Origin of the sequence: Kribbella turkmenica (assembly GCF_004348725.1) — a bacterium.
In the GTDB taxonomy this organism is placed as follows: Bacteria; Actinomycetota; Actinomycetes; order Propionibacteriales; family Kribbellaceae; genus Kribbella; species Kribbella turkmenica.
Window position 1 is genome coordinate 1 of sequence record NZ_SMKR01000109.1, and the last position, 26,077, is coordinate 26,077.

The 26,077-nt window shown below is 69.6% G+C and carries 29 protein-coding genes; 13 read left to right on the top strand and 16 right to left on the bottom strand.

Annotated elements, in window-relative coordinates; genetic code table 11:
• The first annotated feature begins 362 nt into the window (after positions 1 to 362).
• From E1218_RS23200 to E1218_RS23215, 4 genes are all read left to right on the top strand, one after another.
• On the top strand, positions 363 to 1,226 hold the full coding sequence (locus tag E1218_RS23200; RefSeq protein ID WP_132323550.1) for an alpha/beta fold hydrolase: 864 nt from the start codon (positions 363 to 365) through the stop codon (positions 1,224 to 1,226).
• 168 nt (positions 1,227 to 1,394) lie between these two features.
• Positions 1,395 to 1,859, top strand: coding sequence for a hypothetical protein (locus E1218_RS23205; RefSeq protein WP_132323552.1), 465 nt, complete (start codon positions 1,395 to 1,397; stop codon positions 1,857 to 1,859).
• Between the two features lie 160 nt (positions 1,860 to 2,019).
• On the top strand, positions 2,020 to 2,391 hold the full coding sequence (locus tag E1218_RS23210; RefSeq protein ID WP_132323554.1) for an FKBP-type peptidyl-prolyl cis-trans isomerase: 372 nt from the start codon (positions 2,020 to 2,022) through the stop codon (positions 2,389 to 2,391).
• A 162-nt stretch (positions 2,392 to 2,553) separates the two neighbouring features.
• Positions 2,554 to 3,189 (top strand): hypothetical protein, encoded by a 636-nt coding sequence (locus tag E1218_RS23215; RefSeq protein ID WP_132323556.1) that lies wholly within the window; start codon positions 2,554 to 2,556, stop codon positions 3,187 to 3,189.
• Positions 3,190 to 3,252: 63 nt separating this feature from the next.
• On the opposite strand, the gene E1218_RS23220 is transcribed toward E1218_RS23215, so the two are convergent.
• From E1218_RS23220 to E1218_RS23230, 3 genes are read right to left on the bottom strand one after another with little or no spacing between them, the layout of a single operon-like run.
• On the bottom strand, positions 3,253 to 4,221 hold the full coding sequence (locus tag E1218_RS23220; protein ID WP_132323558.1) for an ABC transporter ATP-binding protein: 969 nt from the start codon (positions 4,219 to 4,221) through the stop codon (positions 3,253 to 3,255).
• A gap of 3 nt (positions 4,222 to 4,224) precedes the next feature.
• On the bottom strand, positions 4,225 to 5,268 hold the full coding sequence (locus E1218_RS23225; RefSeq protein WP_132323560.1) for a FecCD family ABC transporter permease: 1,044 nt from the start codon (positions 5,266 to 5,268) through the stop codon (positions 4,225 to 4,227).
• Positions 5,265 to 6,335, bottom strand: a complete 1,071-nt coding sequence (locus E1218_RS23230; RefSeq protein WP_132323562.1) for a FecCD family ABC transporter permease — start codon at positions 6,333 to 6,335, stop codon at positions 5,265 to 5,267. Before E1218_RS23230 ends, E1218_RS23225 begins: the two co-directional genes overlap by 4 nt.
• 148 nt (positions 6,336 to 6,483) lie before the next feature.
• Between E1218_RS23230 and E1218_RS23235 the strand changes: the two genes are divergently transcribed.
• Entirely contained in the window at positions 6,484 to 7,314 is an 831-nt protein-coding gene (locus tag E1218_RS23235; RefSeq protein ID WP_132323564.1) for a siderophore-interacting protein, read from the top strand.
• 67 nt (positions 7,315 to 7,381) lie between these two features.
• Here the strand turns inward: E1218_RS23235 and E1218_RS23240 are convergent, their stop codons facing one another.
• Both E1218_RS23240 and E1218_RS23245 read right to left on the bottom strand, forming a co-directional pair.
• Positions 7,382 to 8,587 carry an alginate lyase family protein gene (locus tag E1218_RS23240; RefSeq protein ID WP_132323566.1) on the bottom strand — a complete coding sequence of 402 codons (1,206 nt, stop codon included), beginning with the start codon at positions 8,585 to 8,587 and terminating at the stop codon, positions 7,382 to 7,384.
• Between the two features lie 381 nt (positions 8,588 to 8,968).
• Positions 8,969 to 9,559 carry a TetR/AcrR family transcriptional regulator gene (locus tag E1218_RS23245; protein ID WP_132323568.1) on the bottom strand — a complete coding sequence of 197 codons (591 nt, stop codon included), beginning with the start codon at positions 9,557 to 9,559 and terminating at the stop codon, positions 8,969 to 8,971.
• Between the two features lie 91 nt (positions 9,560 to 9,650).
• Between E1218_RS23245 and E1218_RS23250 the strand changes: the two genes are divergently transcribed.
• Both E1218_RS23250 and E1218_RS23255 read left to right on the top strand, forming a co-directional pair.
• Positions 9,651 to 10,352 (top strand): SDR family oxidoreductase, encoded by a 702-nt coding sequence (locus E1218_RS23250; RefSeq protein ID WP_132323570.1) that lies wholly within the window; start codon positions 9,651 to 9,653, stop codon positions 10,350 to 10,352.
• A gap of 52 nt (positions 10,353 to 10,404) precedes the next feature.
• On the top strand, positions 10,405 to 11,304 hold the full coding sequence (locus tag E1218_RS23255) for an SAM-dependent methyltransferase (protein ID WP_132323572.1): 900 nt from the start codon (positions 10,405 to 10,407) through the stop codon (positions 11,302 to 11,304).
• Position 11,305: 1 nt separating this feature from the next.
• Here the strand turns inward: E1218_RS23255 and E1218_RS23260 are convergent, their stop codons facing one another.
• Both E1218_RS23260 and E1218_RS23265 read right to left on the bottom strand, forming a co-directional pair.
• Complete coding sequence (locus tag E1218_RS23260) at positions 11,306 to 11,908, bottom strand: DJ-1/PfpI family protein (protein WP_132323574.1); 603 nt, start codon at positions 11,906 to 11,908, stop codon at positions 11,306 to 11,308.
• A 77-nt stretch (positions 11,909 to 11,985) separates the two neighbouring features.
• A complete protein-coding gene (locus E1218_RS23265) occupies positions 11,986 to 12,306 on the bottom strand; it encodes a DUF1330 domain-containing protein (RefSeq protein WP_132323576.1) in 321 nt (106 codons plus the stop codon).
• Between the two features lie 112 nt (positions 12,307 to 12,418).
• On the opposite strand from E1218_RS23265, the gene E1218_RS37820 reads away from it, so the two are divergent.
• The gene (locus E1218_RS37820; RefSeq protein WP_132323578.1) at positions 12,419 to 14,509 is read left to right on the top strand and encodes a serine/threonine-protein kinase; all 2,091 of its coding nucleotides are present in this window, start codon (positions 12,419 to 12,421) and stop codon (positions 14,507 to 14,509) included.
• Between the two features lie 43 nt (positions 14,510 to 14,552).
• Here E1218_RS37820 and E1218_RS23275 read toward each other — a convergent pair whose 3' ends face one another.
• From E1218_RS23275 to E1218_RS23285, 3 genes are all read right to left on the bottom strand, one after another.
• On the bottom strand, positions 14,553 to 15,833 hold the full coding sequence (locus E1218_RS23275; RefSeq protein ID WP_132323580.1) for an adenylosuccinate synthase: 1,281 nt from the start codon (positions 15,831 to 15,833) through the stop codon (positions 14,553 to 14,555).
• Between the two features lie 14 nt (positions 15,834 to 15,847).
• Positions 15,848 to 16,075 (bottom strand): hypothetical protein, encoded by a 228-nt coding sequence (locus tag E1218_RS23280; protein ID WP_132323582.1) that lies wholly within the window; start codon positions 16,073 to 16,075, stop codon positions 15,848 to 15,850.
• A 99-nt stretch (positions 16,076 to 16,174) separates the two neighbouring features.
• On the bottom strand, positions 16,175 to 16,675 hold the full coding sequence (locus tag E1218_RS23285) for a VOC family protein (RefSeq protein WP_132323584.1): 501 nt from the start codon (positions 16,673 to 16,675) through the stop codon (positions 16,175 to 16,177).
• A 57-nt stretch (positions 16,676 to 16,732) separates the two neighbouring features.
• Between E1218_RS23285 and E1218_RS23290 the strand changes: the two genes are divergently transcribed.
• Complete coding sequence (locus E1218_RS23290) at positions 16,733 to 17,551, top strand: helix-turn-helix transcriptional regulator (protein WP_132323586.1); 819 nt, start codon at positions 16,733 to 16,735, stop codon at positions 17,549 to 17,551.
• Here E1218_RS23290 and E1218_RS23295 read toward each other — a convergent pair.
• From E1218_RS23295 to E1218_RS23305, 3 genes are all read right to left on the bottom strand, one after another.
• Positions 17,538 to 18,743 carry an MFS transporter gene (locus E1218_RS23295; RefSeq protein WP_132323588.1) on the bottom strand — a complete coding sequence of 402 codons (1,206 nt, stop codon included), beginning with the start codon at positions 18,741 to 18,743 and terminating at the stop codon, positions 17,538 to 17,540. The two genes, E1218_RS23290 and E1218_RS23295, sit on opposite strands and share 14 nt — an antisense overlap.
• A 152-nt stretch (positions 18,744 to 18,895) precedes the next feature.
• Positions 18,896 to 19,642 (bottom strand): 2-phosphosulfolactate phosphatase, encoded by a 747-nt coding sequence (locus E1218_RS23300; RefSeq protein ID WP_202866150.1) that lies wholly within the window; start codon positions 19,640 to 19,642, stop codon positions 18,896 to 18,898.
• Between the two features lie 43 nt (positions 19,643 to 19,685).
• On the bottom strand, positions 19,686 to 20,093 hold the full coding sequence (locus E1218_RS23305) for a DUF3151 domain-containing protein (RefSeq protein ID WP_132323592.1): 408 nt from the start codon (positions 20,091 to 20,093) through the stop codon (positions 19,686 to 19,688).
• A gap of 144 nt (positions 20,094 to 20,237) precedes the next feature.
• On the opposite strand from E1218_RS23305, the gene E1218_RS23310 reads away from it, so the two are divergent.
• Positions 20,238 to 20,687, top strand: a complete 450-nt coding sequence (locus E1218_RS23310; protein ID WP_132323594.1) for an HNH endonuclease — start codon at positions 20,238 to 20,240, stop codon at positions 20,685 to 20,687.
• 107 nt (positions 20,688 to 20,794) lie between these two features.
• Positions 20,795 to 21,751, top strand: coding sequence for a type IV toxin-antitoxin system AbiEi family antitoxin domain-containing protein (locus E1218_RS23315; RefSeq protein WP_132323596.1), 957 nt, complete (start codon positions 20,795 to 20,797; stop codon positions 21,749 to 21,751).
• A gap of 5 nt (positions 21,752 to 21,756) precedes the next feature.
• Here E1218_RS23315 and E1218_RS23320 read toward each other — a convergent pair whose 3' ends face one another.
• The 3 genes from E1218_RS23320 to E1218_RS23330 form a co-directional block, all read right to left on the bottom strand.
• Entirely contained in the window at positions 21,757 to 22,017 is a 261-nt protein-coding gene (locus tag E1218_RS23320) for a hypothetical protein (RefSeq protein WP_132323598.1), read from the bottom strand.
• A gap of 141 nt (positions 22,018 to 22,158) precedes the next feature.
• Positions 22,159 to 23,184: a class II fructose-bisphosphate aldolase gene (gene fbaA, locus E1218_RS23325; RefSeq protein ID WP_132323600.1), complete on the bottom strand. Its 1,026-nt coding sequence runs from the start codon at positions 23,182 to 23,184 to the stop codon at positions 22,159 to 22,161.
• Between the two features lie 192 nt (positions 23,185 to 23,376).
• Positions 23,377 to 24,096 carry a GntR family transcriptional regulator gene (locus E1218_RS23330; protein WP_132156117.1) on the bottom strand — a complete coding sequence of 240 codons (720 nt, stop codon included), beginning with the start codon at positions 24,094 to 24,096 and terminating at the stop codon, positions 23,377 to 23,379.
• Between the two features lie 112 nt (positions 24,097 to 24,208).
• On the opposite strand from E1218_RS23330, the gene E1218_RS23335 reads away from it, so the two are divergent.
• Positions 24,209 to 25,255, top strand: a complete 1,047-nt coding sequence (locus E1218_RS23335) for an SIS domain-containing protein (protein WP_233712404.1) — start codon at positions 24,209 to 24,211, stop codon at positions 25,253 to 25,255.
• 90 nt (positions 25,256 to 25,345) lie between these two features.
• Complete coding sequence (locus tag E1218_RS23340) at positions 25,346 to 25,765, top strand: VOC family protein (protein WP_132323602.1); 420 nt, start codon at positions 25,346 to 25,348, stop codon at positions 25,763 to 25,765.
• Positions 25,766 to 26,077: the final 312 nt, after the last annotated feature.

Sequence of the window (26,077 nt, forward strand, 5' to 3'; positions counted from 1 at the left end):
CCAATCCCCAAAGCCGGCCGGCCGTGAGTGGCAGTGCTAGTAGTGGCGGCCGTTGGCTGTCCAGATGCGGGGGACGGTGGTCTGGTCGGCATGCCAGGTCTCGGGCTGGCCCGACGGTGCGGGAGAGTTGGAGGCGCGCCCAGTGGCCGGGCGGGGACTGACCCGCCCAGGACTGGCCGGCGGCCTTCTCGGACATGAGGGAGCAACGGCCGCCAAGAGAGTTGCCGTGAGCAACATCACTGTGGTCCGCACGGAGTGCGAGATCAGTGCAGGTTGAGGTCCTGGTCCGTTCCGCGACGGTCGGTCTAGGCTCACGTCACACGTCCCGCCCAGGGGGATGGGGCACTCGAGAAGGAGCTGACATGCCGGAGCCCGTCACCAGCACGATCGACCTGCCCGGAGCCACCCTGACGTACGACGTCAGCGGCGATCTCGCTCAGCGGCCCGTGCTGCTACTCATCGGTTCGCCGATGGGGGCGAGTGGCTTCCCGACGCTGGCGTCGTACCTCGCGGACCGGACGATCGTCACCTACGACCCGCGGGGCGTCGAGCGCAGCACCCGCAGCGACGGTACGGGCGAGCTGTCGCCGGAGGACCACGCCGACGACCTGGCCAGGCTCATCGAGACGCTCGACGTGGGTCCCGTCGACATCTTCGCCAGCAGCGGCGGCGCGGTGAACGGGCTGGCCCTGCTCACCCGGCGCCCCGACCTGGTCCGGGCGCTGGTGGCGCACGAGCCGCCGCTGGCCGGGATCCTGCCGGACGCGAAGGCGGCGACCGCGGCCGTCGACGACATCTACCACACCTACCAGCGTGACGGGCTGGGCGCCGGGATGGCGAAGTTCATCGCGATCACCAGCTTCAAGGGTGAGGTCCCGGACGACTACACCGACCGGCCGGCGCCGGACCCGGCGATGTTCGGCCTCCCGACTGAGGACGACGGCTCCCGCGACGACGCCCTGCTCGGCCAGAACCTCCGCGGCTGTACGTCGTACCAGCCCGACTTCGACGCCCTCGCCACGTCGGCCGGCCGGCTCGTGGTCGCCGTCGGCGAAGAGTCCGCCGGCGAGCTCGCCCACCGGGGCGGGCTGGTCGTCGCCGAGCGCCTCGGCCTGAGCCCGGTCCTGTTCCCGAGCAACCACGGCGGCTTCCTCGGCAACGAGTACGGCATGCCCGGCAAACCCGAGGAGTTCGCCACGAAACTCCGCGAGGTCCTGGCCCGCTGACCCGCCGCCGACACCGATCGGCCGGGGGCGCCGTACCCCACTCCACCGAGTACGCCGCCCACCGTGGCCGCGGCTTGAAGGCGGAGTGAAAGGAGGTTGAAAGCCGGCCCGCCTTGAATGCTTGCGACAGCTCTTCGGAGCACTCGCCTGTCGATTCGGGGAGGACCCATGTTCAGCTCTGCCAGACGCCGGCCGACCGGACGCACGAGACACGCGCTCACCGCGGTGGGCGCCGTACTCGGGGTGACCGTCGCCGGCGCGGTCGTGACCGCACCACCGGCCGACGCCGCGTCCTGCGGTGCCGGGAACACCTGCTTCTACTGGATCAACTCCAACGGCACCAGCACACTCAAGTACAAGTCGCCGGGCAACGTGTCGGGCATCCTTCACCCGGGACCGCGGGGCGGCTGGGTGTGGAACAACGGCGTTCGCTACCCCGGCGCCGACCACATCACGCTCACCACCAGCATCAACGGTTCACGCTGGCGGATCTGCCTGCACTACGGCCCTGCCAACTTCGACCTCGGCACCGGCGCGACGACCGCGGCGAGGATCGGTCCGAGTGAGATCGTCACCGGCTGGACCTGGCGCGGCGAGTGTGCCGCCGGAGAGGACAACTGGCAAAGGTACTGACCGAAGCCGGCGTTGCTCCGCAGCGACCGGGGTCGCTCGCGGCGCAGTGACAGGCCCGCCCAGATCGGCTTGTGCCACTCCCATGGCGTGAGGCGGCTGCTGTCACGACGCCGGGTGGGTCCTGGCGGGCGGTCAACTGATGGTCTGGTTAGCTGGGGGCATGACTGACAAGCCAGAGATCGACTTCCCGGACGGACCGCCGCCGGCGGAGCTGGAAATCGCCGACATCACTGTCGGTGACGGTGACGAGGCCAAGGCCGGCTCGCGGGTCAACGTCCACTACGTGGGTGTCGCCCACTCGACCGGCGAGGAGTTCGACGCGTCGTACAACCGGGGCGCGCCGCTGGCCTTCCAGCTCGGCGTCGGCCAGGTCATCCAGGGCTGGGACACCGGCGTCCAGGGCATGAAGGTCGGCGGTCGCCGCAAGCTCGTCATCCCGCCGCACCTCGCCTACGGCGACCGCGGTGCGGGCGGCGCCATCAAGCCCGGCGAGACCCTCATCTTCGTCGTCGACCTGATCAGCGTCAGCTGACCTTCGACCACGACCCGGCCGCGGACTCGCGCCGCGACCGGAGCAGACGCGGGACAGCAGCCCCCGGGGGTGCGTCACAATGACGCCTCCGGGGGTTTTGCGCAGGTGCTGTCCGTAGTTGTACCCGTCCGCCACGCCCAGCGGCTCGCTTGACTGGGAGGCATGACGACGATGGTTGCCGCCACGGCCCGGACAACGGACGCTCCCTGGGTCCGGTACGCCGCCCTGGCCGCGAAGGTCGTGCTGCTCGGCCTGTTGCTCTCGGCCTTGATCTGGCCCGACCTCAGCGGCATCAAGGGCAAGGCGTCGACCGCCCGGCTGGTCGTCTACCCGATCGGCGCGATGGTGCTGCCGCTGTGGTGGTGGGCGTACGGCCGGGCGCGCAGCAAGCTGCACCCCAGTTTCCCGTGGCGCGCCGATCTGCTGATCACCCTGCCGTGGCTGATCGACCTGATCGGCAACCGGCTCGACCTGTTCGACACCGTGGTCTGGTGGGACGACGCGATGCACCTGATCCTGTGGGGTCTGCTGACCGCGGGCGTGCTGCTGGCATTCGCGCCGCCGACGCTGACCCGTGGACTGACCGCGTTCGTCGCCCTCGGGTTCGGTACCACCGCCGCGGTGGTCTGGGAGCTCGGCGAGTACGTCGCCTTCATCCGCAGCTCCCCCGAGCTCGAGACGGCGTACACCGACACGCTGGGCGATCTCGGCCTCGGCACTCTCGGCGCACTCGCGGCCGGCCTCACCATCTACCGGACCCGTGCCCATCTCGCCGCCGAAGGACTCCCCCGCACTTGATGGACGCGACGGCTGTCGGCCACGGGGACGCGTCGGTCGCGTACGACGGCTTGACTCAGGACACTAGCGGTCGGTGGGCCGGCAGATGCCGCTCGCGGCGGCGCTGGCGGACAGCGCCTGGGCAGCCAGGCTTCCACCGGCCATGTCCAGTACAGCACCACCCGAGGCCTGGTCACCGTTTGTGTGGTCCTGACCGTTTGTCTGGTCCTGGGGCCGGTCCGAACGGGTCGTGTGCCGACCGAGCGGGACGACCATCGGCGTACCGGCGACCGGGTCGGGAATGATCCGGACGGCGAGGCCGAAGATGTCGCGGACGACCTCCTCGGTGATGACCTCGTTCGGGTCGCCCTCGCAGACGATGGCGCCGTCCTTCATCGCGATCAGGTGGTCGGCGAACCGGCAGGCCTGGTTGAGGTCGTGCAGGACGAGGACGATGGTGCGCTGGTCCCGCTTGTTCAGGTCGACCAGCAGGTCCAGCACCTCGAACTGGTGGGTCAGGTCGAGGAACGTGGTCGGCTCGTCCAGCAGCAGGATGTCGGTCTCCTGCGCCAGCGCCATCGCGATCCACACCCGTTGCCGCTGGCCGCCGGACAGCTCGTCGATCGGCCGGTCGGCGATCGACAGGACGTCGGTCGACGTCATCGCCGCCGCGACCGCCTCGTCGTCGGTCTTCGTCCACTGCCGGATCCACCGGGTCCGCGGGTAACGCCCGCGGCCGACGAGGTCGGCGACCGTGATCCCCTCCGGCGCGGTCGGTGACTGCGGCAGCAGGCCGAGCTTGGTGGCGACCTCGCGGGTCGGGATCGACTGGATGCTCTTGCCGTCCAGCAGCACGCGGCCGCGCGCCGGTTTCAGCAACCGGGCCAGCGTCTTCAGCAGCGTCGACTTGCCGCAGGCGTTGGCGCCCACGATGACGGTGATCTTCCCGGTCGGGATGCGCACCGACAGGTCGTGAATGATCTCCCGCTGGTCGTACCCGACCGCGAGGTTCTCAGCCGCCAGGCTGTGCGAGGGCTCCACAGAGGTCTCCATCTCTCAGCCACCACTCCCTACCCGGTTGGCCCGGGCCAGCAGGAACATCAGGTACGGCGCGCCGACGACACCGGTGACCACACCGACCGGCAGTTGGGTGTCGCCGAACGCGTGCTGCGCGATCAGGTCCGACAGTCCGACCACCAGCGCGCCGAGCAACGCGGACGCGATCATCGCCGGCCCCGGCGACCGGGTCAGCCGCCGCGCGATCGGCGGCGCGACGAACGCCACGAACCCGACCGGGCCGGCGGCCGCGGTCGCGACGGCGGCGAGCAGCACGCCGACAACGATGAGCCCGAGCCGCGAGCTCTCCACCCGCAGCCCCAGCCCGTACGCCGTCTCGTCGCCGAGCTGCAGAATCCGCAGCCGGTGCACCAGGTAGACGATCAGCGGTGTCAGCACCGCGAGGGTGAGCCCCATCGACCGGACGTTGGACCAGTCCCGGCCGTTCAGGCTGCCGGTCAGCCAGATCAGCGCCTGCTGGGCGATCTCGACCCGCGCCTTGGTCAGCAGGTACGACGTGACGCTGGTGGCGATCGCACCGATGCCGATGCCGATCAGGATCAGCCGGTAGCTCGACACCCCTTGCCGCCAGGCCAGCACGTACATGACGAACGCGGTCAGCACCGCGCCGGCGATCGCGAGCGCGGACACCGCGACCCCGGTCAGCCCGAGCGTGACGATCGCGAACACCGCGAACGCGCCGGCGCCGTACGTGACGCCGATGATATCCGGGCTGGCCAGCGGGTTGCGGGCGATGCTCTGGAAGATCGCGCCGGACATCCCGAGCGCCGCGCCGACCATCAGGCCGGTGAGTGCCCTCGGCAACCGCAGCCGGTTGACGATGAACTCGGTCGCCCGGTCGCCGCCGCCGAACAGCGTCTCGACCACGTCGATCACCGGGATCTTGAAGTCGCCCAGTGACAGCGAGACACAGAACGTCACGACGACCAGGACCGCGAGCACCACAATCACCGCGATCGTGCGCGCCTGCCGGACCCCCCGGGCCCGGGTGATGATCCGGACCGCTTCGGCCGTCGCGGTCACAGGTCCGCCAGCTTCCGCCGCCGTACCAGCGCGATGAAGAACGGTGCGCCGATGACCGCGGTGACGATGCCGACCTGCAGTTCGCCCGGCTGGGCGACGATCCGGCCGAGGACGTCGGAGCCGAGCAGCAGGATCGGCGCGAGCAGCATCGAGTACGGCAGGATCCAGCGGTAGTCCGGGCCGGTCACCAGTCGCGCGACGTGCGGGATCGTCAGCCCGATGAAGCCGATCGGTCCCGCGGCGGCGGTGGCCGCGCCACACAGCAGTACGACGACCACGGCGACGGACAACCGCGCCAGTCCGACCCGCTGACCGAGTGACTTCGCGACTTCGTCCCCCAGCGACAACGCGTTCAGCACGCGACCCGACACCAGCGCCAGCCCGATCCCGATCAGGATGAAGGGCGCGACCTGCGCGGCGATGTCCGAACCACGGCCCGCCAGCGACCCGACGGCCCAGAACCGGAATTGGTCGAACGTGTCGACGTCCCCGATCAGCAGGGCCGTGGTCAGCGAGCCGAGCATCGCGGTCAGCGCCGCACCCGCCAGCGCCAGCTTCACCGGAGTCGCGCCCTCACGCCCGAGCGACCCGAGCAGATACACCGCGACGGAGGCCGCGGCCGCGCCGGCGAAGGCCAGCCAGACGTACGCCGTCAGGCTGGACAGCCCGAACCAGTAGATGCCCGCGACAACGAAAAGGGCGGCGCCGCCGTTGACGCCCAGGATGCCCGGGTCGGCGAGCGGGTTCCGGGTGACGCCCTGCATCAACGCACCCGACAGCCCCAGCGCCGCACCGACCAGCAGGCCGATCACGGTCCGCGGCACGCGCAGTGAATGGATGATCACGTGGTCGGTGTGCGTGTCGTCGTAGTGGCGCAGGGCGTCGAACACGGTCGACAGCGGAATCTGCTTGGACCCCACCGCGATGCTGAGCAGGGTGACCAGCGCCAGCAGCGCGACGCACACGACCAACCCGAGGAACAGCGTGGCCCGCCGCGTCCGTCGAGGACGCGCCGGCGCGGAAGCGTCTGGGCCTGTGGCGTCGGCCACAACGGTGGGTGGGGGCATTGGACTTTTGGGATCCTCTTAGGTAAGGCTTACCTCTAGACGACGCCTCAGAATAACCCGGCCGTTTGCGGGTCCGCACCCGAGCCTCCCCCGGCGAGGTCCCTGACCGGGACGTCGGGGTGGGCCGCATTCAACGGAGAGAACAAGCATGACGACTGTGCTCGAGCGGCCGATCGTGTTCGACTCGGTGCTCGCCACCGTAGCTGCGGTCGACGATCTCAGCCCGCACCTGCGCCGGGTGACCTTCGTGGCGCCGCGGATCGCGGAAGCGGTGACGGCCGGTCCGGACCAGCGGATCAAGGTGCTTCTCCCTCCGCCGGACGGCAGTGGGCTCACGCTGCCGGAAGGCCCGGACTGGTACACCGCGTGGTGCGCGCAGCCGGCCGACGAGCGTTTCATCATGCGGACGTACACGATCCGGGCGCTCCGCCCCGAGGTCGCCGAGATGGACGTCGAGTTCGTCCTGCACGGGGCCAACGGCCCCGCGTCCGCCTGGGTGAGCCAGGCCGTCGTCGGTGACGAGCTCGGCCTGATCATCCCGTTCGCCGTCGACACCACCAGCACCAGGGGCCTGCTGCACTCCGGCGTCGACTATGTCCCGCCGGCCACCAGCCTCCGCCGGGTGCTCGTCGCCGACGAGACCGCGCTCCCGGCCCTCGCCGGCATCCTCGAGCAGTTGCCGGCCGCCGTCCACGCGACCGTGTTCGTCCAGGTCCCGGACCTCCGCGACATCCGCGCACTGCCGACCCCCGGCACCGCCGACATCACCTGGATCGCGCCGACCTCGGACGACGGACCCAAGTCGTTGCTCGAGGCCCTCGAAGCGGCCGGATTGCCGTCTGACGTCGACTACGCCTGGGTCGCCGGCGAGTCGTCGATGATCAAGTCGGTACGGCGCTACCTGGTCGACGTGGCCGGGTTGCCGAAGGTCGCGATCTCCTTCCAGGGCTACTGGAAGCGCGGCGAAGCCCAGGTCTGACCTGGCCGGCCGGCTGGACGCAGTACTGCGGCCGGGGACGCGCTCCCCGGCCGCAGTCGTCAGCGGATCAGGACGGGTTCTCCGCATGGGTGAGCGTCTCCCACGCCACGAAGAGGTTGTTGGAACCGGCCGGGCGCCGGGACTCCGTCAGCGCCTGGGTGTTCGTCATCGCGAATCCCAGCCGGGTGTGCAGCGCGTTGAAGCCGACCTCGGTGATCGGGCCCAGGCCGCGGTCCAGCGAGCCCTGGCACAACCAGGAGGGCACCGGCTCGAGGTTGCGTTCCCATCGGGACTGGAAGCCGAGCGCGTGCCGCAGCCGCTCACCGAACTCCGGGTAGAGGTCGACGCCCTGGATCCGCGACGTCTCCAGCACGTGCGAGATCGACGAGATGCCGTACCCGGCGTGGGTGAAGTCGCGGCAGGTCTCCTGGGTGAGACCGTTGACGAACATCTCCTGCCCGTGCCAGTAGTCGATGATCTTCTCGCGGGTGTCGAGGTTCTGGCTCGGCTTCGTCTTCGGCAACGCGCCGTCGGACTGGAGGTAGACGAAGGCCGGCACCCGGACCCGGTACAGCGAGATCGCCTTGTCGTACACGGTCTTGTCGTCCAGGAACACGCCGATGCCCTGGATCGCCTCGGTCATGCTCAACTCCCAGTTGCCGTTGGAGTTCGAGCCGTTGATGATCTCGGGCAGGTAGACGGTGCGCAACATGGTCGCGAACCGGCCGGCGTTCGGCCAGTTGCCGTAGGCGTGCTTGATGATCTCGGCGGCCTTCGGCCACGACGACGCCGACCACGCGGTCTGCAGCGGCGCGTTGCTGTTGGTGTGGTCGCGGATGGTCGCCGACCAGGCGTCCATGAGCTGGATCGCCTTCTGCGCATAGCGATCGTCGCGGGTGATGTACCACAGCAGTGCGTCCGTGTACGCCGCGATCGCGTCCTCGCGTTCGTCGGTGCAGCCGTGGTTCGGGTTCGAGTACGAGCCGCACTCGACCACGGCGCGCGGCTTCGGCGTCCGGGACAGCGAGCCGTACCTGCTGTTCTTGGCCTGGTTGTAGGCATTCGTCCACGGCTGCGCGCCGGCCTGCACCTTGGCCCGGACGAAGTCCAGCTGGGTGCGACTGACGCCCACACCAGGGTGAGTGAAATCGGCCGGCGCCGGTACGGCGGTCTGCCACGGCTCGGCGCCGGACGCGGCGACCGCCGTGGTGCTGGGAGAGCCGGCCGCCAGTAGCGCGCAGGCGGCGACCAGGACCAGGGGTTTCTTTCGCATGGGGATGTCCTGTTCTTCGGGGCGGTAGGACACTGCGATCCCCCGAGTGCCCGAGGGCACTACCGCAGGGTCTTTGCGAAAGTTTGACGACGGACCGTGAGCAGGTCAAGATCGCGCGTGCAGGAGGTCGCAATGGAACAACCCGCCGGAAAGTCCCATCATTCGTGGCACCAAGTGCGGTGTTGTCCCATGCAACGACGCCGATCTGGACCCCGGCACCGCAGTCATGACCGACCGCGCATCACACTCCGTCACCCCGCGGCGGTCGCGGCACCACCCCCGACCAACCGGTGAGCCGCGCCAGATTGTTGCCCTCCAACGTGTCCGCCGGTGCGGGCTCGTGGCGTTGACCAGCTGATCACCACGGTGCCGGGGCGGCGTTCAGACCGCCTGGGTCGCCAGCTCGTCCGCGCGCACACCGGCGGCATCCAGGAGCGCCGCCGCGGTGGCCACGCCGATACCGCCGAGCGTCTGGGCCCGGACGACCGCCCGGGCGCTGGCGCCGTCGAAGATGATCGTCAGCTGGATCGCGAGCGTGCCCGGATCCTCCGCGCCCGCCTTCACCAGCTCGCGGTGGAAGAAGTCGGTCAGCTGCTGCTTGAAGTGCCGCGCTACCACGGACCCCGGGTGCTCCGGGTTCTTCAGCTCGACCGCCGTACCGACGTACGGGCAGCCGAGGTAGTTGCCCTCCGCGACCATCCGGTCCTGCCGCTCGAACACGGCCAGGATCCGCTCACGGGGCGGCCGGTCGGCCTCCGCCGGCGGGTGCAGCAGCGTCTGGTACGACGGGCCGCGGCTGGCCAGGCTCTCGGCGATCAGCTCGTCCTTGGAGCGGAACAGCTGGTACATCGACTTCTTCGACACCCCGGCCGCCTTGCAGAGCGCGTCCACACCGATGCCGACGCCGTCGCGGTAGAAGAGTTCGCCCGCGGCGTCCAGCAGCCGCTCGCGGGGCGTCGCCGAGGTGGTCATGCACCGAGCGTACCGGCTGGATTTGATGTCGGAAACCGATCGGTTTACACTCCTGGAAACAGATCAGTTTTCTCACCTCTGGAGTTGCCGCATGACCTCACTCGAAGGCGCCGTCGTCCTGGTCACCGGCGGACAGCGCGGGATCGGCAAGGCGATCGTCGACGACCTGCTCGACCGCGGGGCCGCCAAGATCTACGCCACCGCCCGCGACCCGAAGCCGAGCAGCGACCCGCGCGTCGTCCCGCTGCCGCTCGAGATCACCGACCAGGCCTCGGTCGGGGCACTGGTGGCGGCCGTTCCGGACGTCACCGTGCTGGTCAACAACGCCGGCGCAAGCTCGCCCGAGACCTACCTCGACACCCCGATCGACGCCGCCCGCGCGGTCTTCGAGGCGAACTTCTTCGGCCCGCTCACCCTCACCAAGGCGCTCGTCCCGGTGATCGAGCGCAACGGCGGCGGCCACATCCTGAACGTCCACTCGGCGCTGTCCTGGTTCGCCCGGCACGGCGCGTACGCGGCGACGAAGGCGGCATTCTGGCTGCAGAGCAACGCCATCCGGCTCGAACTGCTCGGCCGCGGCATCGGCGTCACCGGCCTGCACATGGGGTACGTCGACACCGACATGGTCACCGCGGTCGACGCCCCGAAGTCACGGCCCGAGGACATCGCCAAGCAGGCCCTGGACGGGATCGAGGCCGGCGCGCACGAGGTGCTCGCCGACGAGACCGCCCGCGGCGCCAAGGCCGGCGTCGCCCAGGACCTGACCGCCGTGTACCCGCAACTCGTCAACTGACCGACACACGGCCGACAACTTTCGGCAAGGACGTTGCGTAAAATGGCCGGCAATGATCGACGTCCTCGCTGTTCTCCGTCCCGAAGATGCCGTCACCGACTTCCTGCCCGTTCTCGATCCGGCCCACGGCCGTGAGGTCCACCTGCTCGCCGCCGAGCGCGGCGCCTATCTGAGGCTGCCCGCCGACGTGTCCCTGGAGGCCCGGCTCGCGGCGATCGCGGCACTGCAGTCCCGCTCGCGTGAGGGCGACAAGCCGTTCACACCCGCGACGGCCGCGGCCGCGATCGCTCGCGAGGCCGGCAGCATCCCGTTCACCGTCTGGACCCACCACCCGTCGGATACCCGCGGCTCGCACGGCCGCTGGGCTGTCGACCTGGCCACGGTGATCGGCGGCACCGTCCGGCACACGATGGCGGCCGGCGAGCCGGTCGCGCTCGATCCGGTCGAGGTGGAGGCGTCGCCGTACGAGCAGGAGCGGCTGGACGCGACCGTCGAGTGGGTCCGGCGGCACCTCGACCCGATCGCGGGCCGGGTGATCGAGGTGGGCGCGCACGAGGGTGCGCTGACCCGGCGCCTGCTGGCCGACGGGTACACCGTGGACGCGACCGAGCCGGACGAGCGCTTCCTCGCGCAACTGCGGTCCAGCATCGCCGGCGACGTACGCATCCATCCGCACAGCTTCGAGGATCTCGCCACCACGGCGCGGCTGACGGGGTCGGCGTACCTCTTGATCGAGGTCCTGTACTACGGCCAGGACCTGAGCCTGCTCGACCGGTTCCCGACCGACCGGCTGTTCGTCGCCATGGAGGGTGGCGAGCTCGAACAGCAGCCCTGGCCGGCCGCGTGGTCGGTCGAGGACGAGGTCGAGCTCGTCGCGCCCCGGCTGGAGGAACTGTCCGGCGCGCTGCTGCGCAAACGCGGCAGTCACGGCGTCCTGCTCCGGCGCCGCTGAGTCAGTTGCCTGCAGCAACCAGATGGAGGTCGCGGTCCCGGGTGTACTCGATGGTGGCCGCGATCCCGTCCGCGATCTCGGCGGAGAACTCGCGCTCGACGATGTGCAGCGCGAGGTCGATCCCTGCGGTGATGCCGCCGGCCGTGACCAGATCGCCGTCGTCGACGACCCGGTTCTGCTTCACGTCGGCGCCGAACGCCTCCAGCTCGGCCCAGGCGTCGCGGTTCGTCGTCGCCGCCCGCCCCTTCACCAGCCCCGCCTCGGCGAGCAACATCGACCCGGTGCACACCGAGCTGACGAAGCGAAGCCGCGGCGCGAGCTCGGCGATCCGCGCGGTCGTCACGCCGCGCCGAGCCTCGGCCCAGGCGCCCTTCTCGGCCCGGTCCAGCCAGCCGCCGCCCGGTACCAGCAGCGCGTCCGGCGTACCGAGTCCTTCCGGTGCCCTGAACTGCAGGCCGTTGAGACCGGTCACCTCGACCGGACCGTCCAGCCCGACCAGCGCCACCTCGAGCTCGGTCCGCCTGGCCGCATGACTCCACACCTCGAACGGGCCGAGCAGGTCCATCTCGTCCAGGCCGTCGAACACCAGCATCTCGATTCGCATGGCTCAACCCAACCGGGGGCGGCGGCGGACCACCAGTGGCCGAGCGGACGCCGTTCGCAAGAATCCGGCCATCGGACTCAGCCCAGTACGTCGGTGGCCTTGTGGGTGCGGCCGACGCCTTCGACGATCATCGCGACCCCGTCCGCGTTGTCGGTCCGCAGGTGCAGGATCTCGCGGTACGCCGGCGAGTCGTACCAGCCGCGGACGCTGTCGTAGTCCGGGAACTCGATCACGATCAGCGCGCCGTCCCAGCTGCCCTCGATGAACTCCGGCTGCCCGCCGTGCACGATGAAATGACCGTCGTACGGCGCGAGCGTCGCGTCGATGCGCTCGAGGTACTCGACGATGCCCGGACCGAGCTGGACGTTGCGGAGGTTGGCGATCGCGTAGTGCTTCATGGTCGGTCTCCTCTGTTCGGGTGCCCCCAGACTGCGGCACACGGAGGAGTCGGACGATTACCTCGGACGTCATCGCGGTTGATTGGTCTGCTGCCGACGTACCGTAGATGGCATGTCAGCGACAGGGGGACGTCCTTCCACGCCGGTGGAGGAGGTGGAGGAGCGGGTCGGGCCGTACCGGTTGATCCGGCGGCTCGGTCAGGGCGGCATGGGCGTGGTCTACCTGGCCGAAGGGCCCGAGCACCAGGAAGTCGCGCTCAAGGTGCTGCGGCCGCACGTCGCGAACGACCCGACCGCACGCGCCCGGTTGCAGCGTGAGGCGATCACACTGCAGAAGGTGAACCACCCTGGCGTGGCCGGCATCCTCGACCACGACCTGGAAGGCGACCAGCCGTACCTGGTGACCAGGTTCGTGCCGGGCCGGCCGCTGGACGAGCAGGTCGACGAGCGTGGACCGCTGACCCCGCGCAAGTGGCTGCCGGTGGCCGGGTGCCTGGCGGAGTCGCTGCAGGCGATCCACCAGGCCGGAGTGATCCACCGGGATCTCAAGCCAGGCAACGTGATGATGTCCAACGGCCGGCCGGTGATGATCGACTTCGGCATCGCCCAGGCCGCCGACGACCTGCGGCTCACCCAGACCGGCCTGGTGATCGGTACGCCGGGTTACCTGGCACCGGAGCTCATCGAGGGCGAGACGGTGTCGGAGTCCGCCGACTGGTGGGGCTGGGCGGCGACCGTGGCATTCGCGGCCACCGGACGGCGTCCGTTCGGCAAGGGACCGTTCGAGGCGGTGCTGGCTCGCGTGCACCGCGGTCAGGCCGACCTGGACGGGCTGGATCCGCGGCTGAAGTCCTTGCTCGCCGCAGCGCTCTCACCGGATCGGCGTGACCGCCCGACCCAGGACGAGATCATGAACGGCCTCGAGCGGTACGCCGAGGGCCGCGACGCACTGCCACCGCGGGAGAAGCCGACCGTGGTGGTCGCTCCGCCGACGGTTCAGCTCAACCCGCCCACTGTGCAGATGACGCGGCTCATGCCGGAAGAGATTGACCCATCACCCGCGGATGTGGCGCAGCTCGTTCCGTCGGTGATTCCGCCGCTGTCCGCCTTCGCGCCGCTGCGGGACAAGCTGCGCGACGCGGCGGCGACCAGGAAGGCTGCGGCTGCGGCCGGTGCTGGCGTGGCTGGTGCTGGCGTGGCTGGTGCTGGCGTGGCGGGTGCCGGCGTGGCGGGTGCTGGGGTGGCGGGTGCTGGTGCGGCCGGTCCTGCTGTTCCGGCTGATGGTGCTGCTGGATTCGTCGCGGGAGCGCATCCGGCGACCTACAGCCCCGCCCCGACCGCAGCCGCGCCGGCCGCGATGCCCTTGCCCTACCAGGGCTCGCCCGGCTACCCGGGCACCTCGGTGTCGCCGTACCAGAGTCAGCCGGTGCCGGCGCCGTACCAGGGTCAGGCGCCGTACCAGGGTCAGCCTCCTGCGCCGTACCGGCAGCCCAGCCCACCACAGCAGCAGCAGGAGCCGCGAGAACGCGCTCCGTACCAGGCCAAGCCCGCAGGCACGGGCAAGCGCACCGCGGTGGTCGTCGGCCTGATGGTCGCGCTCACCGGCCTCGTCGCGCTCTATCCGGGGCTCGGCTCGCTGGTCGCCATCGTGCTCTTCGTGATCGCACGTACCGTCGACCGCTCGAGCACCGCGCTGATGCGACGCCGCCAGATGCGCGGCCGCGCCGGCCGCTCGGACGGTGTGGTCGCAGTCGCCTCCACACCGCTGCAACTCGTCACCGCGTCCCTCATCACTGTCCCGTGCCTGATTCTCCCGCTGCTCACCGGAGTGGTCGTCGGAGGCATCACCACCGGGCTCGTCGCGACGGCCCAGGGCCTCGAGTGGCAGCCCCTCTCAGCCGTCGGCTTCGGCAGCGCCGCCCTCACCGCCCTCTTCTTCGCCTGGTGGGGACCCGGCGGCAGCTCTCTTCGCCGCGGCACCCACATCGCCGCCCGCACCGCCTTCCGCCCCCGCTGGCTGGCCGCCACAGTCGCCGCCGTACTCCTGGCCCTGGGCGCCCTCGCCTTCTACAACGCCACCCAGGGCGAAGGCTCCACCTGGGCCCGAACCCCCATCCAAACCCCCGACCTCGGCAACCGCCCCACCGTGGAAAACCTCCGCGAAGCCCCCTTCATCCGCGACCTCCCGTTCGTCGGCCGCTGACGGACCTGCCGGCCACCGTCTCGATGGCCGGCAGCTCGCGAGGTCAGAGTTGGACGATCTGGGAGCGCTCGGGGCCGACGCCGATGGCGGAGATCCGGGCGCCGCTGAGGGACTCGACGGCGCGGACGTAGGCCTGGGCCTCCTTCGGGAGGTCGTCGAAGGCGCGGCAGCCGGAGATGTCGTCGGACCAGCCGTCGAACTCCTCGTACACCGGGACCGCGTGGTGGAAGTCGGTCTGCGTCATCGGCATCTCGTCGTGCCGGACGCCGCCGACGTCGTACGCGACGCAGACCGGGATCGACGAGCGCCCGGTCAGCGTGTCCAGTTTCGTGAGGACGAAGTCGGAGACACCGTTCACGCGGGCGGCGTAGCGCGCGATGACCGAGTCGTACCAGCCACACCGGCGCGGGCGGCCGGTCGTCGTACCGAACTCGGCACCCTGCTGCCGCAGCCACTCGCCGTCGGCGTCCAGCAGCTCGGTCGGGAACGGTCCCTCGCCGACTCGGGTCGTGTACGCCTTCACCACCGCCATCACGCGGTCGATCCGGGTCGGCGGGATGCCGGAGCCGGTACACGCGCCCGCGGAGATCGCGTTCGAGGACGTGACGAACGGGTACGTGCCGTGGTCGACGTCCAGCAGAGTCGCCTGGCCGGCCTCCATCAGCACGGTCTTGCCGTCGTCCAGCGCCTTGTTCAGCAGCAGGCTGGTGTCGGCCACCATCGGCCTGAGGCGGTCGGCGTACCCGAGCAGCTCGTCCAGCACCTCGGCGATGTCGACCGCGCGCCGGTTGTAGACCTTCACCAGCAGCTGGTTCTTCTGCTCCAGCGCGCCGGTGACCTTCTGCTCGAGGATCTTCTCGTCGTACAGGTCCTGGACCCGGATGCCGATCCGGTTCATCTTGTCCGCGTACGTCGGGCCGATGCCGCGACCTGTGGTCCCGATCCTCCGGCTGCCGAGGAACCGCTCGGTCACCTTGTCGAGGGTCCGGTTGTACGGCGGGATCAGGTGGGCGCCCGCGCTGACCACGAGCCGGGACGTGTCCACCCCGCGGGCCTGCAGAGCGTCCAGCTCCTCGAACAGCACACTGAGGTCGACCACGACCCCGTTGCCGATCACCGGAGTGACTCCCGGCGTGAGGATCCCGCTCGGCAGCAGGTGCAGCGCGTACTTCTCGGACCCGATCACGACCGTGTGACCGGCGTTGTTGCCGCCGTTGAACTTGACCACGTAGTCGATGACCTCGCCCGTGTTGCCGAGCAGGTCGGTCGCCTTGCCTTTGCCCTCATCGCCCCACTGGGCGCCGACGAGCACGATTGCGGGCATCTCAGCCCTCCTCTTCACGCGCCAGCTGACGATTTCGGCGACGCCGCGGCAGCCCGACGCTGGAAACGGTGAAGCCCGGAGACGTTCACCGGACATTCATCCGGCGACGCATCCAGGCTCTTGCGACCAAAGCCTACCGGAATCCGGTCCACCGGCCCGATCACCGTCCATACGCTGAAGCGATCACTTGAAGTATATGTTTCATCACCTAACGGGTTGCCATTTTCCGTGATCGCGTGCACACTCTTAGTCAGCGGCCCGCCGAAACTGCCGCAGGGGACGGTTCCGGCGGGCCGCTTCCTCGTTCTCGAGAACGGTCTCGGTCTCCGACGACCCGAGGTCTACCGCAGGTCCGAAGGGTTCGACGCCAGCCACTCCATCACTCGGCGATCCGCCTCCTCGCGCGGCACGTCCTCGACCTTCGTCAGGATCGCCCACCGATGCCCGAACGGGTCGATCACCGTCCCGTACCGGTCCCCCGTCATGAACGTCTGCACCTGCTCGACCGGCGTCGCCCCGGCCTCGACCGCCTTCGCGAACGTCGCGTCCACGTCGGGCACGTAGTGCACCAGCGAAGAGTGCACCCACTCGCCGTTCGGCGCCCGCAGCCCGATCTGCGGCATCTGGTCGCTCAACTGCAGCATCGAGTTCCCGAACCTGAGCTCCGCCTGGCCGACCCGCCCGTCCGGCATGTCCTGGCGACTGATCACCTCGGCTCCGAACACCGACTGGTAGAACTCGATCGCCTTCGGTCCGTCCGGTACGGCGAGGTACGGGGTCAGCGAGTGATAACCGTCGGGGATGGGCCGCACTACAGTGTTTCCGTCCGTGTTCGTCGTCATGAGAGTCAGTCAACGCGGTCCCGCCGTACCGGTCTTGTAAGAAAGCGACAGCCAGACTTGAGCACGCCTCCGGAGAGCGAGAAGGGCATCCTGCACCCGCGGGAGCAGGCCCGGCACCGCACTCTGAGCCGGCTCGCGGCCGGGCCGGAGGTCGGCCGGTTCGTCGAGTGGTACTGGATCGTCGAGTGGGACCTGGTCGAGCCGTACACCGCCGAGGTGCTGCCGTTCCCGAGTGTCAACGTGACGTTCGAGCAGCCGGGTGGCGCGTTCGTGAACGGCGTCTGCACCCGCAAGTTCGAGCGTGAGTTGATCGGCCGCGGCCGCACGTTCGGGGTGAAGTTCTGGGCCGGCGGGTTCAGTGCGGTGACCGGGCTGGACGTGGCGTCGTTCCGCGACCAGGTCCTGCCGCTGACCGCGGTGTTCCCGGAAGGCGAGCGGCTGGCGGATCTCATGGTCGCGGCCGGGTCCGACGTACGGCGTCGCGCGGTGTTCGAGACGTTCCTGCGGGACCACCTCGCGCCGCCGGATCCGTCGTACGAGCTGGTCCGGGACATCGTCACGACGATGGCGGCGGACCGCTCGGTGGCGCGGGTGGACCAGATCACCGAGCAGTTCGACATCCCGATCCGCACTCTGCAGCGCCTCTTCCGCCGGTACCTGGGCGTCGGCCCGAAATGGGTCCTGCGCCGCTACCGCCTCCACGACGGCGCCGAACTGCTCGCCCAGGGCGACGTCGCCGAACTGGCCGAGCTGTCGGCCTTACTCGGGTACTTCGACCAGGCCCACTTCTCCAAGGAATTCAAGCAGCAGATCGGCCTCACCCCTGCCGAGTACGCCGCTCGGGCCGCCGCCGAACGCCAGATCACCTACCGCTGACCTTCATCACCGCAGCCATCGCAGTCGCGACGAGTGTCGCTGCGAGCGCGACACCGAAGCCGTAATGCGCCGCGTGCGTGTCGACCACTCGGCCCGCGAAGGCTGCTCCTGCCGCGATGCCTGCCGCACTGCCTGAGTTCAGCCAAGTGAACGCCTGCGTGAGTACTGCGGGCTCGACCTCTGACTCAGCCAGTACGGCGGACAGCGTTTGGAACGGCGCGATGGCCAGGCCAGGCACAGCCAGCGCAATCCCCATCGCCAGAGGGGTTTCGACCGCCAGCAGCGGGATCGTACTGATGGTGAGGGCCGCCAGCACGAGTACGAACTGGCTGCGTGCCGGTGGACGCCAACGCCGCGCACCGTAGACGAATCCGGCGACCAGTCCGACCAGGCTGGTCACGCTGTAGAGCGGTCCGGCCAATGCGGGAGTACCACGCTCGACGGCGTACGCCGTGACCGAGACCTGCATGCTGCCGAAGAAGATGCCGATACCGATGTTCGTGCCCACCAGCGCCAGAAAGGCCTTGCGCAGCAGACGATCCGGCCGCTTGGTGTGATCACGCTTCGCCGGCGGCGGCGCCGTACTGCGTTGCACGGCCAAGGAGAAGCCGCCCACCAGCACCAGGATGGTCGCCAGCACCGTACCGATCACCGGGCTCGCCATCGAGCTGACTGTCCCGATGAGCGCCGGACCGACCATGAAGGCGAGACCGACGCCAAGGGCCTCCAGGGCGAAGGCGGACGAGAGCAAGGGACTGCCACGGAGGACCTGTGACCAGCGCGCACCGGTCTGTGCGCCGACCTGGGGGATGGAGGCGCCTGCGAGCACTCCCATCGTGATGAGGGTCCACAGCGGAGCATGCGAGACAGTCACGCCGATCAGCAGCGCGACGGCTGCAGCATGGGCGATCAGCGTGAGCGGCAGCATGCGAGTCTGACCGAAGCGATCGATGAGTCGCGCGACCTGTGGTCCCGCGAGTGCTTCGGCGACGGCGAAGCCACCGGTCACGCTCCCTGCCGCGGCGTACGAACCAGTGGATCCGTGGACCAGCCAGACGATGCCCAGACTGGTCATGGCGAGACCGATGCGAGCCGGTGCGGCCGCCAGGTAGAACTTCCACGCCCCGGGGGTACGCAGTACCACTGCGTAGTTGGTTCTGGGCGCGCTGATCCGTCCGGTGAGAGCCGGCACGGTGAGACCTTCCGCTGCCCGTCGGGGCGGGGACCGACCGTGGGCGTCCAGCTTCACCGGTCCGCCGAATCCGCCTACAACCGTCCATGTTCGGCAGGAAGCGGGGACGCGCACCGCCTGCCGGCTATGTCAACGGGCAGAACCTCGTGGCTTCAGGTTGACGCAGTCAGCCTACCGTCTCGCAGCACCGGCACGCTGCGGCTGGCATCCACCTCGGCCGCGATCACCACATCCTGGGGGAAGCCGTACTGCGTGAGTTCGCGACCGCCCGCGCACTCGTGCAGCAGCCGTGGCAGCTCGCCGGCGACCTCGTCGTACGCCGCCGCAGCGGCCCTGGCCTCCGGAGACATGCCCTGTAGGTTCAGTGCGCTCAAGAAGCCGCCGGCTCCCCACAGGTCTTCGACAGCCGGCCGCAGTGAGCCGTCCTGCCAACGCTCCCCGGCGGCGATCGCCACGACCTTCGACTCCGGGTCCTCGGCGAGACGTCGGTTGACCCAGTCCGCGGCGGCCTGCTGGTTACGCAGCGACACAGCCAGCACTGTGGCGCCGCTGTCGCTGAGCTGCTGCACGATCGTCGATCCGTTGGGCGACGGCAGCACCAGGCGCTTGATCCCTCGTGCCTGACGGATGGTGACCGGCGACAGGCTGACCTGGCCGGGACCCGCTTCAGACCTGCCGACGGCGAGTGCGGCGTCGTACTGCTTGGCGTAGGCAACGGCGGTCTGGTCGCGCCAGCGGTACGGATACACCTCGATCCCCAGATCGACCGCGACGGTGACGGCGGTCGTGAACGAGAGCACGTCGACCACGGCCACGATGTCGCCGGCGACGGCTCCGGCGCCGGCCGGCCCCCAGTCGAAGCCGGCCCGGAAACCGTCCTGGGCGTACGGGCTGGTCACTGGTCGGATCATGCCGCCCGGCGACCGGCCCGACAACCCGGTTTCAGCTCAGCGCGTCCGCGGCGGTGGCCGACGAGTCGCGGAGAAAGGTCGCGCAGCGCTCGGCCTCCTCCTTCTCCTCGATGATCGCGGCGGCCTTGCCCAGCGCGGCCAGGCAGCGCAGGAACCCGCGGTTCGGCTCGTGCTCCCACGGGATCGGGCCGTGCCCCTTCCAGCCGTTGCGGCGGAGCAGGTCGAGGCCGCGGTGGTAGCCGGTCCGGGCGAACGCGTACGCTTCGATCGTCCGGCCGTCCGCGAGCGCCGCCTCGGCCAGCTCGCTCCAGGCCAGCGAGGACGTCGGGTACTTGGCCGCGACGTCCACCGCAGCGGCACCCGCGGCGAGTTCCGCCGCCGCCGGGTCTACGGGGAGTAGTGTCTCGGGTGGACCTGAGAGCAGATTGTTCGATTCCATAAGCACATCTTCGCCGATCACGCAGCCGAACCGGCACGTGACCGTCTGGCGAAATCCGTTGACCGTTCACCGATCGGCCACGGATGCTTGAGACCCTGCGTCAAACCGCCGTGGTTCCCAGCTACGGCCGGAAGGAGGCACCGGATGAGCGTCATAGTCCTGAACGCGTCGTACGAGCCGCTGCACACCGTGTCGATCCAGCACGCCATCCGGATGCTGGTCCGCGAGGTCGCTGTGGTGGAAGAGGCGCACGGAGAGCGGACGATCGGCCCTTTTCCGGTTCCCCGCGTACTGCGTCTGGTGCGGTACGTGGTGACGCACTGGCGGTACGCCGCCGGGCGGATGAAGTACAGCAAGCACGGTGTGCTCCGGCGGGACAAGTTCCGGTGCGCGTACTGCGGTCTCGAGAACGCCGACACCATGGACCACATCCAACCCAGGTCCAGAGGCGGCCGCACCGAGTGGCTCAACGCGGTCGCCGCCCATGCCGCCTGTAACGAGCGGAAGGGCAACCGCACTCCGTCCGAGGCCGGCATGCCCCTCCTCTGGCAACCCTGGGTCCCAACCCGCGCCGAGCTCGTCATACAAACATGACGAGCTTTTTTCATGCCTCCGGCCGGCTGTCCACAGCTTTGAAGTGACGTCCGGATCGGGCCCGCGATCGCGGCACTTTCTAGGGCATGAACCCTCAACTTGCTGTGATGGCTGCTGTTCGGGGTGGGATGTTCACCCGTGCGGATGCGCGTGCGTGTGGCTACCCCGACCCGGAGATCGATTCCTTGCTGGAGACCGGTGCCTGGCGCCGGATCCGGCCGGGCACGTATGCCGCGCATCGAGCGCTGACGCTCGTCACGGACGAAGTGCTGCACCTGCGGAAGGTGTACCGCGTGCTCCGTACCGGCGGCTCCGCGGTCTTCGCCAGTCACCAGTCGGCGGCGGCACTGCATGCCCTGCCGCTGTGGGGTCTCGATCTGTCCCGTGTGCACGTGACTTCGCCGCACGGTCGGGGCGGTTGCGTGGGCGGGGTGCATCGGCACATCCGCGATCCAGTCGGGCCCGGCATCCAGATCTGGAACAAGTTGCGGATGGCCTCACCGGCTCGTGCCGTCGTCGAGGTGGCCGCGACGTCCCCGGCCGCGCCGGCGGGCGTGCTGACTGACGCCGCCTTGTACGCCGGCGTGGTGACCAACCGCTCCCTGAAACGCGCAGTGTCCGACCACGGCAACGAACGCGCGGTGGCGACGATATCCCGTGCGTGCGCGGAGTCCGCATCGGTTGCCGAGTCGCGGCTGCGGCATCTGCTCGCTGCCGCCGGTCTGCCTGCTCCGTCAGCGGTGCCGCCGCCGGATGTCGATCCTTCGGAGCCGGTCAGGCCCGACGTGGCCTCTCTGTGGTTCCCCGACGAACGCACTGTGGTGGAGTTCGAGCCACGATTTCCCTTCTGGTGCGAGGAATCCGTCCCTGACGAGGAGGAGTCAGGAGCGGCCGACCCGCCACTCCAAGATCCGACCGCCCCGGACCCGCTCGAACACTGCTGGATCTCCTGGCCCGACCTCGACGAGCCGGCCCTCGTCGTGGACCGGATCCGCGCCAGCTTCGCGCGAGCCTCCCGCCGTACCGGGATCAGGCACTTCGACCTCGCCCGGGCCCGGCCATGAGGAAGCTAGCGCGCGGGAAGACGGCGAAGCTCGAGCGTGGAGAGGCCGTCGAAGACGGCCCGGGAGGCCGGCAAGACCGACACCGACTCCGCGTGCGGCCCGTCGTGGATGACCTGGGCACCCGCAAGCTCCTCCGCCAGCCCGAGAGTCACGGCAACCCGCAACGCGTAGGGCACCGCGAGGTCCGCGGCCCGTTGCACTTCACCGATGATCTGCTCGAGCTGATCCTCCGCCGACGGCTTACCGTGTTCCGGTTCACTGGTCATTGGCAGACCTCAACGCGGCGGCGAACGCGGAGACAACCTCACCAGTCGACCGCCCACTGGTCCCGTCGGGAGACGAAACAGCCTGGTGATCGGTGCGGTGACCGATCACCAGGCTGGTTCGACCGATGTCCTGCGCAAGCGTCAGGCGTTCAGCGAGGTGCCCGCGGAGCGGAGGCTCTCGCAGGCCTCGGCGACGCGCTTGGCCATGCCCTCCTCGGCCAGCTTGCCCCAGGCGCGCGGGTCGTAGGCCTTCTTGTTGCCGACCTCGCCGTCGACCTTCAGCACGCCGTCGTAGTTGGCGAACATGTGCGCCGCGGCCGGCCGGGTGAACGCGTACTGCGTGTCGGTGTCGACGTTCATCTTGATGACGCCGTTGTCGACCGCCGCCCGGATCTCTTCCAGGGTCGAGCCGGAGCCGCCGTGGAAGACGAGGTCGAACGGGCGCTCCTTGCCGACCTTGGCGCCGACCTGATCCTGGATCTCCTTGAGGATCTCCGGCCGCAGCTTGACCGCACCCGGCTTGTAGACGCCGTGCACGTTGCCGAAGGTCAGCGCAGTGATGTAGCGACCGTTCTCGCCGGTGCCGAGCGCCTCGACCGTGGCCAGGCCGTCCTCGACGGTGGTGTACAGCTTCTCGTTGATCTCGTTGGCGACACCGTCCTCCTCGCCGCCGACGACACCGACCTCGATCTCGAGCACGATCTTGGCCGCGGCCGCCTTGGCCAGCAGGTCCTTCGCGATCTCGAGGTTCTCCTGCAGCGGCACCGCCGAGCCGTCCCACATGTGCGACTGGAACAGCGGGTTCTCGCCGCGGGCGACACGCTCGGCGGAGATCTCCAGCAGCGGCCGGACGAAGCCGTCCAGCTTGTCCTTCGGGCAGTGGTCGGTGTGCAGCGCGATGTTCACCGGGAAGTTCCTGGCGACCTCGTGCGCGTACGCCGCCAGCGCGACCGAACCGGTGACCATGTTCTTCACCGTCGAGCCGGACAGGTACTCGGCGCCGCCGGTGGAGACCTGGACGATGCCGTCCGAGCCCGCCTCGGCGAAACCGCGGATCGCGGCGATCAGCGTCTGCGAGGAGCTGACGTTGATGGCCGGGTAGGCGAAGCGGTTCTGCTTGGCCTTGTCCAGCATCTCGGCGTAGACCTCAGGGGTGGCAATAGGCATGTCTCGCGGTACTCCTCACAACACAGTTCATGTGGGTTGAGCTCCAGTATCACCGTCGGGTACTTCGTCGTACCCGGCGGCCCGCCTGCCGGACCGGCCGGGCGGCCGGGGAGCGATCGGCAGAGGTGCAGACCAGTTGATGAACAGGACCGGTCCAGTTCGTGGCGGCCCGATGACGTCGGCGAGCCGGGCTCAGGCCGAGCCGGACCGCGGGCCGCGCGGGGTCAGGGCCATGTGCAGCCGGTAGCGGTCGGCCCGGTAGGCCGACCAGGACAGTTCGACGACCTTGCGGCCGGCGAAGGTGGTGCGCTCGAGGACCAGCAGGGGTGCCCGCCTGGCCACGCCGAGGACCCGGGCGACATGGCCGTCGGCGTTGTCCGCCCGGACGGTCTGCTCCCCGGAGGTGACGACGACGTCGTACTCGCTCGCGAAGACGTCGTACAGGGTGCCGAGCTCACGGCCGAGCAGGCCGGGGAAGAGCGCGGACGGGTAGTAGCCGACCTCGTACGCCATCGGCGAGGCGTCGGCGGTACGGAGCCGCTCGACCCGGATCACCTTGGTGCCCTTGGCGACCCGGAGCCCTTTCGCGGTCTCGTCGGAGGCCTCGATCTCGGTGGCCGACAGCACCACCGTGCCGGGCTCGAGCCCGCGGGCCCGCATCTCCCGCGAGAACGAGGTCAGGTGCAGCTGGGAGTCGACCTGTGGACCGGTGACGAAGGTGCCCTTGCCGTGCACGCGTTCCAGCGCGCCGGACTCGACCAGGTCGCTGATCGCCTGCCGGACGGTGACCCGGGAGACGTTCAGCTTGTCCACCAGGGCGCGCTCGGAGGGGATCGGGTCCCCGGGGTGCAGCTCGACATCGATCAGCCGTTCCAGTACCGATCGGACCTGGGCCCGCTTGGTCGCCACCATCGAATTTCGATCCTCCAGACCTGGGCGGGTCTCGGGGGTGCCCCGGGACGCCGCTCACTGCTATCGTGCGCAGCATACCTGTTAAGACCAGATAGGACCAGTGATCGTAGTGGTGTCTGCCCCCGCCGACGAAACCCAGATGGCGCGCGAGATCGCCGAGCAGCCGGCCGCGCTGGCGGCCACGTTCGAGCATGTGCTGCCGCTGCGGCACGACATCACCCGGCTGGCGGCAGGGCGCCGGCACGTGATCTTCGTGGCCCGGGGATCGTCCGACAACGCGGGTGTCTACGGCCGCTACCTGACCGAGATCCACGCCGGCCGGCAGGCCTCGCTGGCGGCGCCTTCCGTCGCGACCCTGTACGGCGCGAACCTCGACCTCTCGAACTCCCTGGTGGTCGCGGTCAGCCAGTCCGGCGCGACGCAGGAGATCGTCGACACCGCCGAGTGGGCCAAGCGCAACGGCGCCGCGATCGTCGGCATCACGAACGACGACAACAGCCCGCTGGCATCGACGGCCGACGTCGCACTGATCACGCAGGCCGGGCAGGAACTCGCCGTACCGGCGACCAAGACCTACACCACGCAGCTCGCCGCGATCACTGTCGCGGTTGACGCGCTGGCGCAGAAGCCGGGCACGCTGGACGCCGACATCGCCCGCGTCCCGGACGCCGCGTCACAGATGCTGCAGGGGTCGGTCGAGGACGCCGCGGAGCTCCTTGCGGCTGCGCACGACGTACTGGCCAGCGGTCGCGGACTGACGTTCGGGACCACGCTCGAGGTCGCGCTGAAGCTGGAGGAGACCTGCCTGCAGCCGGTCCGCGGTCTCTCGTACGCCGATCTGAAGCACGGACCGATCGCGGTCGTCGACGCGGACCTGGTCACCATCCTGGTCGCGGCCGGCGAAGGACCCGCCCTGCCGGGGATGACGGAACTGGCCGGCGTGGTGCGCGACAAGGGCAGCAAGATCCTCGGCATCGGCGGCGACGCCACCTTCGCGAGCCGCTGCGACGTGAACCTTGCCGGTCCTGACCTCCCCGAGACCCTCGCGCCGCTCGCGCTGGTCATCCCGGCCCAGCGGGCGATCGAGTCGCTCGCCCGGAAGCTCGGCCTGGACCCGGACGCACCGCGCGGCCTCCGCAAGGTGACCCAAACGGACTGATTCCAACGGCCGGTCAAAGTGCTCATTCGGTGAGCACTTTGACTGGAATCGTGGTGGTCATCAATCGGGAACACCGAGAGGACCACCGAGATGTTGCGAGGATTCGCCACCGTCAGCTTATATGCCACCGACATGGCCGCCGCACGGGCCTGGTACACCGAACTGCTCGGCATCGAGCCGTACTTCGCCGTGCCGGACTTCGACGACCCGGGGTACCTCGAGTACCGCTTCGGCGACCTCCAGTGCGAGTTGGGAATCATCGACGCGAAGTACGCGCGGCACCAGGTCACCGGCGGTCCGGCCGGCGCGATCATCCACTGGCAGGCCGACGACCTCGAAGGGACCTTCGAGCGGCTGCTGTCCCTGGGCGCCAAGGAGATCGAGGGCATCACCGAGCGCGGCGACAACACCGGCTTCCGGACCGCGTCGGTCGCGGACCCGTTCGGCAACATCATCGGCATCATGAACAACCCGCACTACCTGCAAGTCCTCGCCGACCTCAAGAACTGACCGGCGGAGACAGCCCCGACTGCAGCGCGGACAGGCCAGCGCCGAGTCCACGGCCTGAGGCGCTGTCCTAAGGCTGAAGCGCTAGGCGTTCGAGGCGGGGCTCGTGCAGAGGCGCTGGCGCTGACGCGGAGGCGCTGGCGTGGTGGCGTTGGGCCGCGGCTGAGGGCGAGTGCTGGAGGTAGAGCCGGAACGCTGGAGCGAGGGCGGAGCGGGCGGAGCGGGCGGCGGACTGTTCAGAGGTGGCCGCGGTGGGTTAGGGCTGTGGTGATCTGGGCGGCGGTGGACCGGAGGCGGGGGAGGACCTCGCTGTGG

Bases quoted from the DNA above. Each gene is read 5' to 3' on its own strand.
- E1218_RS23210 (WP_132323554.1), top strand. From the start codon at position 2,020: ATGACTGACAAGCCAGAGATCGACTTCCCGGACGGACCGCCGCCGGCG.
- E1218_RS23260 (WP_132323574.1), bottom strand. From the start codon at position 11,908: ATGCGAATCGAGATGCTGGTGTTCGACGGCCTGGACGAGATGGACCTG.
- E1218_RS23220 (WP_132323558.1), bottom strand. From the start codon at position 4,221: ATGGAGACCTCTGTGGAGCCCTCGCACAGCCTGGCGGCTGAGAACCTC.
- E1218_RS23330 (WP_132156117.1), bottom strand. From the start codon at position 24,096: ATGGTGGCGACCAAGCGGGCCCAGGTCCGATCGGTACTGGAACGGCTG.
- E1218_RS23255 (WP_132323572.1), top strand. From the start codon at position 10,405: ATGATCGACGTCCTCGCTGTTCTCCGTCCCGAAGATGCCGTCACCGAC.
- E1218_RS23275 (WP_132323580.1), bottom strand. From the start codon at position 15,833: ATGCCCGCAATCGTGCTCGTCGGCGCCCAGTGGGGCGATGAGGGCAAA.
- E1218_RS23320 (WP_132323598.1), bottom strand. From the start codon at position 22,017: ATGACCAGTGAACCGGAACACGGTAAGCCGTCGGCGGAGGATCAGCTC.
- E1218_RS23230 (WP_132323562.1), bottom strand. From the start codon at position 6,335: ATGCCCCCACCCACCGTTGTGGCCGACGCCACAGGCCCAGACGCTTCC.
- fbaA (WP_132323600.1), bottom strand. From the start codon at position 23,184: ATGCCTATTGCCACCCCTGAGGTCTACGCCGAGATGCTGGACAAGGCC.
- E1218_RS23240 (WP_132323566.1), bottom strand. From the start codon at position 8,587: ATGCGAAAGAAACCCCTGGTCCTGGTCGCCGCCTGCGCGCTACTGGCG.
- E1218_RS23305 (WP_132323592.1), bottom strand. From the start codon at position 20,093: ATGGAATCGAACAATCTGCTCTCAGGTCCACCCGAGACACTACTCCCC.
- E1218_RS23310 (WP_132323594.1), top strand. From the start codon at position 20,238: ATGAGCGTCATAGTCCTGAACGCGTCGTACGAGCCGCTGCACACCGTG.
- E1218_RS23265 (WP_132323576.1), bottom strand. From the start codon at position 12,306: ATGAAGCACTACGCGATCGCCAACCTCCGCAACGTCCAGCTCGGTCCG.
- E1218_RS23215 (WP_132323556.1), top strand. From the start codon at position 2,554: ATGACGACGATGGTTGCCGCCACGGCCCGGACAACGGACGCTCCCTGG.
- E1218_RS23245 (WP_132323568.1), bottom strand. From the start codon at position 9,559: ATGACCACCTCGGCGACGCCCCGCGAGCGGCTGCTGGACGCCGCGGGC.
- E1218_RS23285 (WP_132323584.1), bottom strand. From the start codon at position 16,675: ATGACGACGAACACGGACGGAAACACTGTAGTGCGGCCCATCCCCGAC.
- E1218_RS23315 (WP_132323596.1), top strand. From the start codon at position 20,795: ATGGCTGCTGTTCGGGGTGGGATGTTCACCCGTGCGGATGCGCGTGCG.
- E1218_RS23250 (WP_132323570.1), top strand. From the start codon at position 9,651: ATGACCTCACTCGAAGGCGCCGTCGTCCTGGTCACCGGCGGACAGCGC.
- E1218_RS23205 (WP_132323552.1), top strand. From the start codon at position 1,395: ATGTTCAGCTCTGCCAGACGCCGGCCGACCGGACGCACGAGACACGCG.
- E1218_RS23340 (WP_132323602.1), top strand. From the start codon at position 25,346: ATGTTGCGAGGATTCGCCACCGTCAGCTTATATGCCACCGACATGGCC.
- E1218_RS37820 (WP_132323578.1), top strand. From the start codon at position 12,419: ATGTCAGCGACAGGGGGACGTCCTTCCACGCCGGTGGAGGAGGTGGAG.
- E1218_RS23235 (WP_132323564.1), top strand. From the start codon at position 6,484: ATGACGACTGTGCTCGAGCGGCCGATCGTGTTCGACTCGGTGCTCGCC.
- E1218_RS23200 (WP_132323550.1), top strand. From the start codon at position 363: ATGCCGGAGCCCGTCACCAGCACGATCGACCTGCCCGGAGCCACCCTG.